Origin of the sequence: Pantoea sp. DY-15 (assembly GCF_019795935.1) — a bacterium.
Lineage (GTDB): Bacteria > Pseudomonadota > Gammaproteobacteria > Enterobacterales > Enterobacteriaceae > Pantoea > Pantoea leporis.
Window position 1 is genome coordinate 202284 of the sequence record NZ_JAIMIF010000003.1, and the last position, 13234, is coordinate 215517.

The window sequence follows — 13234 nt, forward strand, 5'->3', positions numbered from 1 at the left end:
AAATGAGATGTCTGGTTATCAAAATTAAGTGATATACCTCACATAAATAAGCCTAATGGCGCTAAATCCGCGTTCTACGCGCGTTGCAAATCCAAAACATGGATTTAACCTAACATGACCGCTTATGACCGTTTGTGTGTATTTGACCGTTTTGTGATGAGTTAACAAGAGTCCGACGAATCCGATTGAGCAGTAATCGGTCAAAACGGATGATGAGCGCTTGCCCCATCCAGTACCCGCTCGCCACAGGTGACGGCTTTTTCAGCGGTTAACCTCGCTTTTAGGGCCGGCTCACAGTTTAGGCCTGCTGACAGCGTTCCCGTTGCGCTATTATTTTCTTTCCAGGAATTTGGGGACCGATTTTTTGATGTCGTATTGGATGAAGTTACTGCTTTTATTGCCCTTTCTTTTTGTCGCGTGCGTTCAGGCTCAGCCACTGCAAAAGTCATTTTCCGACTGGCAACTGACCTGTAACAATGCGGCTTTTTGCGTGGCACGCAGTTTTCCCGGTGACAACGGCTTAGTGATGACGCTCTCACGTCATGCTGGCGTCAACGATCGTCCCTTGCTGCGTATTGATTACGGCAGCGCCTACAGCGGTGAGCTGCCGGGCGGCCCGCTCAAGGATAACCTGCTACTCGATCAACGCCGTCTGACGCCGGATCTCAAACACTGGACGGTGGAACCGCATCATCTGGCGACCAGCAATGCTATCGCCATCGACGAGTTTCTTGCGCAGACGCTGGATGCGCAAAATCTGCAGCTGACCTATAAAGCCAACGCCACCATTCCGCTTAGCGGCATGAAGGCGGCGTTACTGTTGATGGATGACGTGCAGGGCCGCGTCAACGGTGCCAGCGCCTGGGTGAAGCGTGGCGACCGCGTGCAGTGGGATGTGCCGCCGCAGCCAGCGTTGCCGGCGTTACCTTCGCCATTACCGCCGCCGCCTCCTCTGACGCAGGAAGAGACCAGCGGTTTAATTGATTTTGGTACCTGGCGGGTGAATACCGATAACTGCTCGCTCGATCCGCTGCGGCGTGAAGTGAGCGTTTCACCGCTAACCGACAGCAAAGCGCTGCTGCTGATCAGCTGCGAAACCGGCGCCTATAACGTTATCGATCTGGCATTTGAAGTGACGCGCAGTGCGCCTTATGTGTCGCGTGGTTTGAGCTTAACGCTGCCGTTTACCCCCGCTTCGCGCAGCGATAATCAGCTGGAGTTGGTGAACGCGGAATTCGATGCCAGCAATGGATTGCTCTACACCTTCAGTAAAGGACGTGGCTTGGGGGACTGCGGGGTGGCAACGCGCTGGCAGTATGACGGCAACGAGTTTGTGCTGGCAGAGTATGCGGAAGAGAAGACCTGCGATGCGTGGCACAGCAGTGACGACTGGCCAACACTCTGGGTAACTGAATCGCAAAATCCGGTGCAGTCGCGTTAATCCGTAGGGTCGCCATTCATGGCGACCTTCCCCATATAATTAACGAATCGCTTGCACCGTCATCGGTGAACCCGACTGATTGCCCACCAGCTCGGTCAGCATATTATTCACGCCATCACTCATCGGGGTGAAACGCGTTAATGGCGAGCGAGTCACCACCACAAACACGCCGACGTTGTGCTGCGGCACCATCGCCATATAGGTAATGAAGCCGCCGCCGCCACCGGTTTTCTGAATAATCCCCGGACGACCTTCCTTCGGCCCCATATAGACCCAACCCATGCCCAGCGCATCGGCGCGGCCCGGCACATCCATGCCTTCCACTTTGTTTAGCTGGTCACGACGATAAATCAGCGTTTGCAGGCGATCAATTTGCGGCGTGCGGTGATTCACCGCCGAGTTAAGGAACTGCTGCATCCAGCGGCCCATATCGTCTGGCGTTGAGTAAACGCCGCCGCTACCGATGGCCGCCAGCGTGTTGTTACACGGACTGGCACCTTTCTCGGCAATCATCAGACGCTGACACTGATCCGGTGACGGCGTAAAGGTGGTGTCTTTCATACCTAACGGGCGCGTTATCAACTGCTGGAACAGTGCTGGATAGGGCATGCCCGCCGCTTTGGCGAGCGCATCGCTCAGCAGATCAAAGCCCAGGTTTGAGTAGGCGGCATTGGTGCCTGGCGCGGCCTTTAATGCCGCTCCGCTCAGCCATTGCCAGCGATCGGACTTGGTCGGCCAGACAAACACCGGACGATGCGGTTTACCGCCGGGCTGTTCGCGCGGCAGGCCGCTGGTGTGGGTGGAGAGGTTAATCAGGCGAATCGGCTGGCCGTTATAGCTTGGCACGCGTGCGCCAGGCGGCGCGTATTTGCTGAGCGGATCGTCAAGACGCAGTTGACCGCGTTCGGCCATCTTCACCATCACTTCGCTGGTCATCAGCTTGCTGAGCGAGGCAATACGAATCACCGAATCAGGCTGCGGACGCACGTTGTTGCCGGGGCGCGTATCACCAAAGCTGGCGAAAACCCGCTGATTGCCATCAATCGCCACCAGCGCCATGCCGGTTGCGCCGCTGCCATAGAAAATGTGCTCGGCGTAGCGATCAACAATTTGCGATGCCAACAGCGGATCGGGCGACGACTGCGCCATGCTTTTTAATGGAAGCACTGAAACCATTAAGGCCAGTAAAAAAGGAGTACGTTTTTTCAACGGGAAAGGGTCCGCTATGAGAATCGGAGGAAAGCTTATAGTAATCAGTTTGCGCGAGGCGTGAAGGGGGCAGGGCGGATTTTTTTCTGTATCAGGCTGTGATCAAAAAATGGCCCTTACGCCAAAAAGACGCAGGGCCAGATCGATTAGTGCGGCTTGAGTAATGCTTCAGTGTGGCTAACGATGTTCTCGACGGTGAAACCGAATTCCGGGAACAGTTTGCCGGCCGGAGCTGACTCACCAAAGGTGGTCATACCGACAATCGCGCCGTCCAGACCAACATACTTGTACCAGTAATCAGCAATACCGGCTTCGACCGCCACGCGCGCTTTCACGCCGGATGGCAGCACCGATTCGCGATACGCAACGTCCTGCTTATCAAACACGTCGGTGCTCGGCAGCGAAACCACGCGAATCTTGTGGCCAGCAGCGGTGAGTTTATCTGCCGCGCCCAGCGCGATTTCAATCTCCGAACCGGTGGCGATGATGATCGCATCCGGCGTGCCGTTGCTGTCCTGCAGCACATAGCCACCGCGTGCAATATTCGCCACCTGCTCTTTGCTACGCTCTGGCTGCAGCAGGTTCTGACGCGACAGGATCAGCGCGGTTGGCCCATGATGGCGCTCAACGGCGGCTTGCCACGCCACGGCGGTTTCCACCTGATCGCACGGACGCCACACACTCATGTTTGGCGTAACGCGCAGGCTGGCAATCTGCTCAACCGGCTGGTGTGTCGGACCATCTTCGCCGAGGCCGATGGAGTCATGCGTATACACCAGCACCTGACGCGCCTTCATCAGCGCCGCCATGCGCACCGCATTACGCGCGTACTCGACGAACATCAGGAAGGTGGCGGTGTAAGGCACGAAGCCGCCGTGATGCGCGATGCCGTTACCGATCGCCGTCATACCAAATTCACGTACGCCGTAGTGAATGTAGTTACCGGCACTATCCTCTTTGATCGATTTTGAGCCCGACCAGATGGTGAGGTTACTGGGTGCCAGATCCGCTGAGCCGCCGAGGAATTCCGGCAGCAGCTTGCCAAACACTTCCAGCGTATTTTGTGAGGCTTTACGGCTGGCGATTTTCTGTGGATTAGCCTGCAGCTCTTCAACAAACTTCTGCACTTCGCTACTCCAGTTAGCCGGCATTTCACCGCTCAGACGACGGGTAAACTCCTGCGCCAACTCGGGGTGTGCCTCTTTATAAGCGGCAAACTTATCATCCCAGGATTTCTCGCGCTGCGCGCCCGCTTCTTTGGCATCCCACTGCTGATAAATCTCTTTCGGGATCTCAAACGGCGGATAATGCCAGCCCAGTTTCTGCCGCGTCAACGCCACTTCTTCTTCGCCCAGCGCCGCGCCGTGCGACTCCTCTTTACCGGCTTTGTTCGGCGAGCCGAAGCCGATAGTGGTGCGGCAGATAATCAGTGACGGCTTATCGGTGACGCTTTGCGCCTCTTTAATCGCCGCAGCGATCGCTGCCGAATCGTGGCCGTCGATACCTTCTGCGCTACCGATGACGTGCCAGTTGTAGGCTTCGAAACGTTTGTGCGTGTCGTCGGTGAACCAGCCTTCGGTTTCACCATCGATGGAGATGCCGTTGTGATCGTAGAAGCCAATCAGTTTGCCGAGGCCGAGCGTACCGGCCAGCGAGCTCACTTCGTGCGAGATGCCTTCCATCAAACAGCCATCGCCCATAAACACGTAGGTGTGGTGATCGACGATGTCGTGGCCGGGACGGTTAAACTGCGCCGCCAGCGTGCGTTCGGCAATCGCTAAACCTACCGCGTTGGCCAGGCCCTGGCCGAGCGGTCCGGTGGTGGTTTCCACGCCTGGCGTGTAACCGAGTTCGGGATGCCCCGGCGTTTTAGAGTGCAGCTGACGGAAGTTTTTCAACTCTTCCATCGGCAGGTCGTAGCCGGTGAGATGCAGCAGGCTGTATAGCAGCATCGAGCCGTGACCGTTGGAAAGAATAAAGCGGTCACGATCGGCCCACGCCGGATTGTTGGGATTGTGTTTCAACACATCGCGCCATAACACTTCGGCGATATCTGCCATGCCCATCGGCATACCTGGGTGCCCGGAATTTGCTTTTTGTACCGCATCCATGCTGAGTGCACGAATTGCGTTAGCCAACTCTCTGCGTGAAGACATAAGGTTCTCCCTTGTGATTTGGCGATAGCGGATGAGCCAATGCCCATCCGCCATAAGAGTGAGTGCGGATTACAGACGAGAAGAGAGCACGTCTTCCAGCTTTTGCTGGTCGATGGCGAACTGACGGATGCCGTCTGACAGTTTTTCTACCGCCATCGGATCCTGATTATGTTCCCAGCGGAATTCCGCTTCAGACAGTGAAGCAGGCTGATGGAAGCCTTCGGTTGATGGCTCCAGCTTACGCTCCAGCGGCGCATCACTGTTGGCCAGCTCTTCCAGCAGGTTAGGGGAAATGGTCAAACGGTCGCAGCCGGCCAGCGCCTGAATCTGTTCCACTTTACGGAAGCTGGCGCCCATGATAACTGTGCTGTAACGGTGCTTCTTGTAATAATCGTAGATACGACGCACAGATTTCACGCCCGGATCTTCATCAACCACATACGGATCCATCGGTTTGCGGGTGTTGTACCAGTCGTAAATACGGCCAACAAATGGCGAAATGAGGAACACACCGGCTTCGGCACAGGCACGCGCCTGAGCAAAGGAGAACAGCAGCGTCAGGTTGCACTGAATGCCGTTTTTCTCCAGCTCCTCAGCAGCTTTGATGCCTTCCCAGGTTGACGCCAGTTTGATCAAAATGCGTGAGCGGTCGATGCCGTGCTCTTCGTACAGACGCACCAGCTTCTCAGCTTTGGTGACACACATGCCACGATCGAAGGAGAGGCGCGCATCCACTTCGGTCGAAACACGGCCCGGTATGCTTTTCAGAATTTCCATACCGAGGTTAATCGCCACTTTGTCGCTGGCGTTGATGATTTGCGTCTCTTTGCTGCCGCCCTGTTTTTTCGCGTAGTCGATGGCGTCATCAATCAGATGTTTATAACCCTCAAGACCGGCGGCTTTCAGAATCAATGAGGGGTTGGTGGTCGCGTCTTCTGGATTGTAATGGCGAATGGATTCGATATCGCCGCTGTCCGCCACCACGGTGGTGTATTGTTTCAATGCATCTAGCTGGTTCATCACTTAACTCCTTGATTAGCAATAATGTGGGCAAAGGTGTTGCACCCATTCCTGTTAAGTATTGGTCCAACACAGTGCTACAGACGTTACACGAAGAAAATGCGTTTTCTCTGATTGTGGCGTCGTGGCGCTTAAGAGGTGCGATAGTGAAAGGAGGACTGGCCTAAACGGTTCAGCTACGCTTTTTGCCATCAATAAGGATAGCAGGCTGTGCCGATCCCGCAGGCGAAGCGGTGGCAATCCGTGCCTTTCAGTCTGTGCGTTCTTTGAGCGCCTTCACCCTCTTTTGTGCCGCACATTCCTATACTGAATGCCTATTTAGCGATGCCAAAGGATGCCCAATGGACGATCAACTCAAGCAAAGCGCGCTCGATTTTCATCAATTTCCCACGCCCGGAAAAATTCAGGTTTCACCCACCAAACCGTTAGCCACGCAGCGCGATCTGGCACTGGCCTATTCGCCCGGCGTCGCTGCGCCTTGTCTGGAAATTGCCGCCGATCCGCTGGCGGCGCGCAAATACACCGCGCGTGGCAATCTGGTGGCGGTGATCTCCAACGGCACCGCGGTGCTGGGGCTGGGTAACATTGGCGCGCTGGCGAGTAAGCCGGTGATGGAAGGCAAGGGCGTGCTGTTCAAAAAGTTCGCCGGCATTGACGTGTTTGATATCGAAATCGATGAGCGCGATCCCGATAAGTTGATTGAGGTGATTGCCGCGCTGGAACCCACTTTTGGTGGCATCAATCTGGAAGATATCAAAGCGCCCGAGTGTTTCTATATTGAGCAACAGCTGCGTGAGCGCATGCAGATCCCGGTATTCCACGACGATCAGCACGGCACGGCGATCATCTGTACCGCGGCGGTGCTCAACGGCTTAACCATCGTTAAAAAAGCCATCAGCGAGGTGCGGCTGGTGGTTTCCGGCGCAGGGGCTTCGGCGATTGCCTGCCTGAATCTGCTGGTAGCGCTCGGCATGCAGCAGCACAACATTGTGGTGTGCGATTCCAAAGGGGTGATCTATCGCGATCGCGAGCCGAATATGACGCCGACCAAAGCGGCCTATGCGGTGGCCGACAGCGGCGCACGCACGCTGGATGAGGTGATTGGCGGCGCGGATATTTTCCTTGGCTGTTCCGGCCCCAAAGCGCTGACGCCGGAGATGGTGCAGAAGATGGCGCAGCATCCGCTGATTCTGGCGCTGGCCAATCCCGAACCGGAAATCATGCCGCCGCTGGCCAAACAGGTGCGGCCCGACGCGATTATCTGCACCGGGCGCTCTGATTTCCCCAATCAGGTGAACAACGTGTTGTGCTTCCCGTTTATCTTCCGTGGCGCGCTGGATGTGGGTGCCACGGCGATCAATGAAGAGATGAAGCTGGCGGCGGTGCACGCGATTGCGGCGCTGGCGCAGGCGGAACAGAGCGATGTGGTGGCGTCGGCATATGACGATCAGGATCTGAGTTTCGGCCCGGATTACCTGATCCCCAAACCTTTTGATCCGCGTTTAATCGTGCAGATCGCGCCCGCGGTGGCGAAAGCGGCGATGGAATCCGGCGTCGCCACGCGACCGATCGAGGATTTTGATGCTTATCGTGAGCAGCTCACCGAGTTCGTCTATAAAACCAACCTGTTTATGAAGCCGATCTTTTCGCAGGCGCGTAGAGATCCCAAACGTGTGGTGCTGGCAGAAGGCGAAGAGGTGCGCGTGCTGCACGCCACGCAGGAGCTGGTGACGTTAGGGCTGGCGAAGCCGATCCTGATTGGCCGGCCGAATGTCATCGCTATGCGTCTACAAAAGCAGGGTTTAAAGATCGAGGCGGGCAAAGATTTTGAGATCGTCAATAACGAATCGGATCCACGTTTTAAAGAGTACTGGAATGAGTATTACCAGATCATGAAACGGCGCGGCGTGACGCCGGAAACTGCCCAGCGCGCGGTGATCGGCAATCCCACGCTGATTGGCGCGACCATGGTGCATCGCGGTGAAGCCGATGCGCTGATCTGCGGCACCATCGGCGATTATCAGGAACATTATGATGTGGTGGAGAAAGTGTTTGGGCTGCGAGAGGACGTGAAGGTGGCGGGCGCGATGAATGCGCTGCTATTGCCGAGCGGCAATACCTTTATAGCTGACACCTACGTTAATGAAGATCCCAGCGCGGAACAGCTGGCGGATATCACGCTGCTGGCGGCGGAAACGGTGCGACGCTTCGGCATTGAACCGCGCGTGGCGCTGCTGTCGCACTCCAGCTTTGGCACCTCAAATGCGCCGGGCGCGCGCAAAATGCGCGACGTACTCGCGTTGATTCAGCAACGCGCCCCGGATCTGGAGATTGACGGCGAAATGCACGGTGATGCGGCGCTGGTCGAGAGCATTCGCCGTGAACTGATGCCGGACAGCCCGCTAAAAGGCACCGCGAATTTGCTGATTATGCCGAACGTCGAAGCGGCGCGTATCAGCTATAACCTGCTGCGCATCTCCTGCTCCGAAGGTGTCACGGTGGGACCGGTGTTGATGGGGATCAGCAAGCCGGTGCATGTGTTGACGCGTATCGCCTCGGTGCGGCGCATCGTGAATATGGTGGCGTTAGCGGTGGTGGAGGCGCAGACCGAGCCGTTGTAACGACTTGATTGGCGAATGTGTTGCGCCGCAATGAAATTCTGCACACCTTGTCGCGGCGCAATTCATTGCGCGATAAATCGCGCCGCTACGGGGTGTGCGGTTGGTTAATTATGTCGCTTCAACCACTCTTTCACCGGCAGGAAATCGCGGTACAAGGCGGCTTCGGGGGAATCGGCTTCTGGCTGATAATCGTATTCCCAGCGCACCAGCGGTGGCATCGACATCAAAATGGATTCGGTGCGACCGCCGGTTTGCAGGCCAAACAGCGTGCCGCGATCCCACACCAGATTGAACTCGACGTAGCGACCACGACGATAGAGCTGGAACTGGCGCTCGCGATCGCCCCACGGCAGCGCTTTGCGCCTGGCCACAATCGGCAGGTAGGCGTTGGCAAAACCGTTGCCGACTGCCTGCATGAAATCGAAGCAGTAATCGAAATCGGGCGTGTTCAGGTCGTCATAAAACAGACCGCCGATACCGCGCTGCTCGTCGCGATGCTTGAGGTAGAAGTAATCGTCGCACCACTTTTTGTAGCGCGGATAAACCTCCTCACCAAACGGCTGGCACAGATCGTGCGCGGTTTGATGCCAGTGCAGCGCATCCTCTTCGAAGCCGTAATAGGGCGTAAGATCGAAACCGCCACCAAACCACCACACCGGATCGGCGCCCGGTTTTTCCGCAATAAAGAAGCGCACGTTGGCGTGGCTGGTGGGCACGTAAGGATTGGATGGATGCACCACCAGCGATACGCCCATCGCTTCAAAGCTGCGCCCGGCCAGTTCAGGACGATGCGCGGTGGCGGACGCGGGCATTTGATCGCCGTGCACGTGCGAGAAGTTAACGCCGGCTTGTTCAAACACCGCGCCATCACGCAATACGCGACTGCGTCCGCCGCCGCCGCCGGGACGTTGCCACTCATCTTCGGCAAAGCTCGCCTTGCCATCTTCCGCCGCTAATTGGGCGCAAATCTCATCTTGCAGCGCCAGCAAAAAGGCTTTGACGCGGGAAATATCGGGATTGCTCATCAGTCACTCGTTCCGGAAATTTGCCGCGATTCTACCACAGGATAAAGACTATGCTTCGCGACGATCGACCTCATCGAAGTAGCGGGTGATGCCGTCGGCAATGGCGCTGGCAATTTTCTGGCGGAACGCCTGCGTGCCAAGCAGCTGCTCTTCACGCGGATTGGTAATAAAGGAGGTTTCCACCAGCACCGAAGGAATCGACGGCGATTTCAGCACCGCAAACGCGGCCTGTTCGGTGTGCTGGCTGTGCAGATGATGCACCGGGCGAATCTGATCGAGGACGTGTTTACCCAGCGTCAGGCTGTTGCGAATGGTATCGGTCTGCACCAGATCGAACAGAATCTGGTTGAGGTAATGATCTTTATCCTGCACCTCAGCACCGCCCACTTTGTCGGCATCGTTTTCACGCTGCGAAAGGTATCGCGCCATCGCGCTGCTGGCACCGCGATTGGAAAGGGCAAACACCGATGCGCCGTTAGCATCCGGGCTGGTGTAGCCATCGGCGTGAATCGACATAAACAGGTTAGCGCCGTGCTGGTGGGCGATTTCGACGCGCTGATAGAGCGGAATAAAGTGGTCGCTGTCGCGCGTCAGGCGCACTTCGATGCGTGGATGTGATTGCAGCAGCGTCTTCACGGTATTGGCGATCGCCAGCACAATGTGTTTCTCTTCCGAACCCTCTTCGCCGACGGCGCCGGAATCGATGCCGCCGTGGCCGGGATCGATCATCACGATGCGTTTGCCGTTGCTGGCGGGTTTCGGTGGCGTATGACGCGGACTGACGCGCAAATCGCTGTTCTGTTCTTTGGCCTGCACCGCACGCGGTGATAACACCGCCAGCGCTAAACCGGAAAGTATCAGTTGGCGACGATTGGTAAGGCGCTTAAGCAGTGAAATCTTCTTCATTTACGGGTCCATGGCAGGTAAATCCTGCCCAGTGTTATAGCGTAACAATAGCCAGGCAGCGACCTCGCAACTATTTCAAGTGTTTACTTTCTATTGCAACAGACTAACAGCGATGTCGCGCTTTTTTTGCTCCGTTGTCACGCGTGAGGGTTGCGCCTGGCAAAGAATGCGTGATAATCAGCGAATTGTGCCTAACAGCAGGGTAACGTCGATGGAAATCCGTTCTTTCCGCCAGGAAGATTTTGAAGAAGTGATCACGCTCTGGGAGCGTTGCGATTTGTTACGCCCATGGAACGATCCGGAGCTGGACATTGAACGCAAAATGAACCACGACGCGGAACTGTTTCTGGTCGCGGAAGTCGGTGGCGAAGTGGTTGGTACGGTGATGGGCGGCTACGACGGCCATCGCGGCTCCGTCTACTATCTGGCGGTGCATCCTGATTATCAGGGCCGTGGCTTTGCCAATGCGTTGATGAATCGTCTTGAGAAGAAGCTGATTGCGCGCGGTTGCCCAAAAATCAATTTGATGGTGCGCGAAGAGAACGATCAGGTGGTGGCGTTTTACGAAAAGCTCGAATACGAGCCGGTGGACTCGCTGCTGCTGGGCAAGCGTTTGATTGAAGATCGCGAGTATTGAGGGTCGGTTTGAAATACCTTCCCGAAGAGTACGATGCGAAAGGGCAGCTGCGGCTGCCGTTTCTTTTCTGGCTGATCCTGTTACTGCAGGCGCGCACCTGGCTGCTGCTGGTGATGGCGGGCGCATCACGCCAGCAGGGCAATGATTTGCTGGCGCTGTTCTATCCCGACCGCCAAAGCTTCTGGCTGGGGCTGGCGTTAGGCATTCCGGCGGCTATCGGCTTATTGCTGACCGGCTATCGCCAGCGCTGGCCGCGCCTGTGGCAAAGCTGGCGTCATGTGTTGAGCGCATCGCTATTTGTCAGCCTGCTGTGGCAGGGTTCCAGCCTGCTGCAAGGCGCCTTTCCCGACTCGCCGCTGCCGCTGTTATTGACGCTGTTTGACCTGCTGGCGTTGTTCTGGCTGCAAACGCAACCTCGCCTGCGCGACTGCTTTCTGCCGGAACATCAGCAGGTCGAATAAACTTTTTGCCGGTTTGTGACTCCAACAGGCACGCCAATCGGCTTAGCAGATCAAGGAGTTTTCATGAAAGTTGTTCGTCACGCACTGCTGGTTAGCAGCATGGTTCTGGCCGGCTGCGCCAGTTCGGGTTCATCTGGCAGCACGAGCGATAGCGAAAGCCATTGGTACAATCCGCTTAGCTATCACTGGTCGGCGCTCAATCCACTCGGCTGGTTTGGTGGATCGCTGGAGGTCACCGAGCAAGGCGTTGCAGGCCTGACGAGCACCACCTCAATGTCGGAAGACGCCATCCATAAAGCGCTGAACGGCGATTACACACTGCGTCAGGGCATGCGCACGCAGAATGGTCAGGTGGTGGATTTCTGGCAGGCGCTGGATGGCGACAACGTTAAATTGGTGATTAACGGCAGCAGCAGCGTGGAGCGAATTGAAGTGCAGGATGCCGATGCCAAAGCGGCGGACGGCAGCAAGATCGGCGATCTGTTCAGCGACAAGTTCAGCAAAGCCTTTAATAACTGCAAAATGGTCACCGGCCTTGATGCACGCGATGTTGAGTGCCGTGCGCCGGGCAGCCAGCACATCTCCTACATTTACAGCGGTGAATGGCATGGTCCGGAAGGCTTGATGCCGTCGGACGATACCCTGAAAAGCTGGAAAATCAGCAAGATCGTTTGGCAGCGTTAAACCAGATAAAACTTGCTTAAAAACCCGCTCAAAAAGTGTGGCTTTCCGGTATGATGCGGGCGAAAAAATATCGTCTAACCTTCATGCCGGAGAGCATAGCAATGTCTCAGTTTCAGAGCGGGATCCTGTTGGAGCACCGCCGTTTCGCCATTTGGCTAGAAGCCCGCGTCACGGCCGATCTTGACGCGCTGCGCCAGGGCAGCAAATTCTTCTTACAGCAGCTTGAAGCGCTGCAGACGCAATTCAGTGATGCCGGATTGGGCGCGGTGATCGCCTTTGGTGATGCGCTGTGGCGCGATCTGCAAGGCAACGCTTCTGCACCTGAACTCAAAGCTTTCGCCGCGCTTGGTAACGGCATTGCGCCTGCCACGCAGCGCGATTTGCTGATCCATATTCAATCTCAACGACACGACGTGAACTTCGCGCTGGCTCAGGTGGCACTTAGCGCCTTTGCCGCTGCGGTCAATATCGAAGAAGAGACGCACGGTTTCCGCTGGATTGAAGATCGCGATCTGTCGGGCTTCGTCGATGGCACGGAAAATCCGCAGGGCGAAGCGCGCAAGGAGGTAGCGATTATTAGCGCAGGTGCGGATGCGGGCGGCAGCTATGTGTTTACCCAGCGCTGGGAGCACAACCTTAAGCTGTGGAACCGCATGGCGGTGGAGAAACAGGAAGCGATTATTGGCCGAACTAAAGAGACGGATGAAGAGTTGCCGAGCGATCAGCGTCCTGCGACATCGCATCTCAGCCGTGTCGATCTGAAAGAAGAGGGCAAAGGGCTGAAGATTCTGCGCCAAAGCCTGCCGTACGGCAGCGCCAGCGGCACTCATGGCCTCTATTTCATCTCGTATTGTCATCGTCTTTACAATATTGAGCAGCAACTGCTGAGCATGTTCGGCGAGCGCGACGGCAAAATGGACGCGATGTTGCGCTTCACTAAACCGGTGAGCGGTAGCTACTTTTTTGCGCCGTCGCTGGATGTGCTTTCAGCGCTGTAATTAAGCGAGGTCGCCATAAATGGCGACCCTACAAACGCTCACTTGGCCAAAACGTCGCACAATTCAATCCCATTAC

General features: G+C 56.3%; 11 protein-coding genes. 6 read left to right on the top strand and 5 right to left on the bottom strand.

Annotation, left to right across the window (positions count from 1 at the left end; translation table 11 throughout):
• Positions 1-367: 367 nt before the first annotated feature.
• Entirely contained in the window at positions 368-1441 is a 1074-nt protein-coding gene (locus K5Y32_RS13530) for a DUF1176 domain-containing protein (RefSeq protein ID WP_222184529.1), read from the top strand.
• 39 nt (positions 1442-1480) lie between these two features.
• Here K5Y32_RS13530 and ampH read toward each other — a convergent pair whose 3' ends face one another.
• The 3 genes from ampH to tal all read right to left on the bottom strand — a co-directional run bounded on the left by ampH (position 1481) and on the right by tal (position 5826).
• Positions 1481-2650, bottom strand: coding sequence for a D-alanyl-D-alanine-carboxypeptidase/endopeptidase AmpH (gene ampH / locus K5Y32_RS13535; protein ID WP_222184531.1), 1170 nt, complete (start codon positions 2648-2650; stop codon positions 1481-1483).
• 146 nt (positions 2651-2796) lie between these two features.
• Positions 2797-4806, bottom strand: coding sequence for a transketolase (gene tkt, locus K5Y32_RS13540; RefSeq protein WP_110866508.1), 2010 nt, complete (start codon positions 4804-4806; stop codon positions 2797-2799).
• Positions 4807-4875: 69 nt separating this feature from the next.
• Positions 4876-5826 (bottom strand): transaldolase, encoded by a 951-nt coding sequence (gene tal, locus K5Y32_RS13545; RefSeq protein WP_222184533.1) that lies wholly within the window; start codon positions 5824-5826, stop codon positions 4876-4878.
• A 341-nt stretch (positions 5827-6167) separates the two neighbouring features.
• On the opposite strand from tal, the gene maeB reads away from it, so the two are divergent.
• Positions 6168-8447: an NADP-dependent oxaloacetate-decarboxylating malate dehydrogenase gene (gene maeB, locus K5Y32_RS13550; RefSeq protein ID WP_222184535.1), complete on the top strand. Its 2280-nt coding sequence runs from the start codon at positions 6168-6170 to the stop codon at positions 8445-8447.
• Between the two features lie 104 nt (positions 8448-8551).
• Here the strand turns inward: maeB and hemF are convergent, their stop codons facing one another.
• Both hemF and amiA read right to left on the bottom strand, forming a co-directional pair.
• Complete coding sequence (hemF, locus tag K5Y32_RS13555; protein ID WP_222184537.1) at positions 8552-9472, bottom strand: oxygen-dependent coproporphyrinogen oxidase; 921 nt, start codon at positions 9470-9472, stop codon at positions 8552-8554.
• A 48-nt stretch (positions 9473-9520) separates the two neighbouring features.
• Positions 9521-10378, bottom strand: a complete 858-nt coding sequence (amiA, locus tag K5Y32_RS13560; RefSeq protein ID WP_217548935.1) for an N-acetylmuramoyl-L-alanine amidase AmiA — start codon at positions 10376-10378, stop codon at positions 9521-9523.
• A 211-nt stretch (positions 10379-10589) separates the two neighbouring features.
• Here amiA and K5Y32_RS13565 point away from each other — a divergent pair, with 211 nt between their 5' ends.
• The 4 genes from K5Y32_RS13565 to K5Y32_RS13580 all read left to right on the top strand — a co-directional run bounded on the left by K5Y32_RS13565 (position 10590) and on the right by K5Y32_RS13580 (position 13158).
• The gene (locus K5Y32_RS13565; RefSeq protein WP_061717913.1) at positions 10590-11015 is read left to right on the top strand and encodes a GNAT family acetyltransferase; all 426 of its coding nucleotides are present in this window, start codon (positions 10590-10592) and stop codon (positions 11013-11015) included.
• An 8-nt stretch (positions 11016-11023) separates the two neighbouring features.
• Positions 11024-11476 carry a DUF2919 domain-containing protein gene (locus K5Y32_RS13570; protein ID WP_255602661.1) on the top strand — a complete coding sequence of 151 codons (453 nt, stop codon included), beginning with the start codon at positions 11024-11026 and terminating at the stop codon, positions 11474-11476.
• Between the two features lie 63 nt (positions 11477-11539).
• Positions 11540-12160, top strand: a complete 621-nt coding sequence (locus tag K5Y32_RS13575) for an RpoE-regulated lipoprotein (protein ID WP_222184541.1) — start codon at positions 11540-11542, stop codon at positions 12158-12160.
• A 101-nt stretch (positions 12161-12261) separates the two neighbouring features.
• On the top strand, positions 12262-13158 hold the full coding sequence (locus K5Y32_RS13580; RefSeq protein WP_222184543.1) for a Dyp-type peroxidase: 897 nt from the start codon (positions 12262-12264) through the stop codon (positions 13156-13158).
• The last annotated feature ends 76 nt before the right edge of the window (positions 13159-13234 follow it).

Excerpts from the sequence above, each read along its gene's own strand:
- K5Y32_RS13530 (WP_222184529.1), top strand. The coding sequence starts at position 368 with ATGTCGTATTGGATGAAGTTACTGCTTTTATTGCCCTTTCTTTTTGTC.
- tkt (WP_110866508.1), bottom strand. The coding sequence starts at position 4,806 with ATGTCTTCACGCAGAGAGTTGGCTAACGCAATTCGTGCACTCAGCATG.
- tal (WP_222184533.1), bottom strand. The coding sequence starts at position 5,826 with ATGAACCAGCTAGATGCATTGAAACAATACACCACCGTGGTGGCGGAC.
- maeB (WP_222184535.1), top strand. The coding sequence starts at position 6,168 with ATGGACGATCAACTCAAGCAAAGCGCGCTCGATTTTCATCAATTTCCC.
- hemF (WP_222184537.1), bottom strand. The coding sequence starts at position 9,472 with ATGAGCAATCCCGATATTTCCCGCGTCAAAGCCTTTTTGCTGGCGCTG.
- amiA (WP_217548935.1), bottom strand. The coding sequence starts at position 10,378 with ATGAAGAAGATTTCACTGCTTAAGCGCCTTACCAATCGTCGCCAACTG.
- K5Y32_RS13565 (WP_061717913.1), top strand. The coding sequence starts at position 10,590 with ATGGAAATCCGTTCTTTCCGCCAGGAAGATTTTGAAGAAGTGATCACG.
- K5Y32_RS13575 (WP_222184541.1), top strand. The coding sequence starts at position 11,540 with ATGAAAGTTGTTCGTCACGCACTGCTGGTTAGCAGCATGGTTCTGGCC.
- K5Y32_RS13580 (WP_222184543.1), top strand. The coding sequence starts at position 12,262 with ATGTCTCAGTTTCAGAGCGGGATCCTGTTGGAGCACCGCCGTTTCGCC.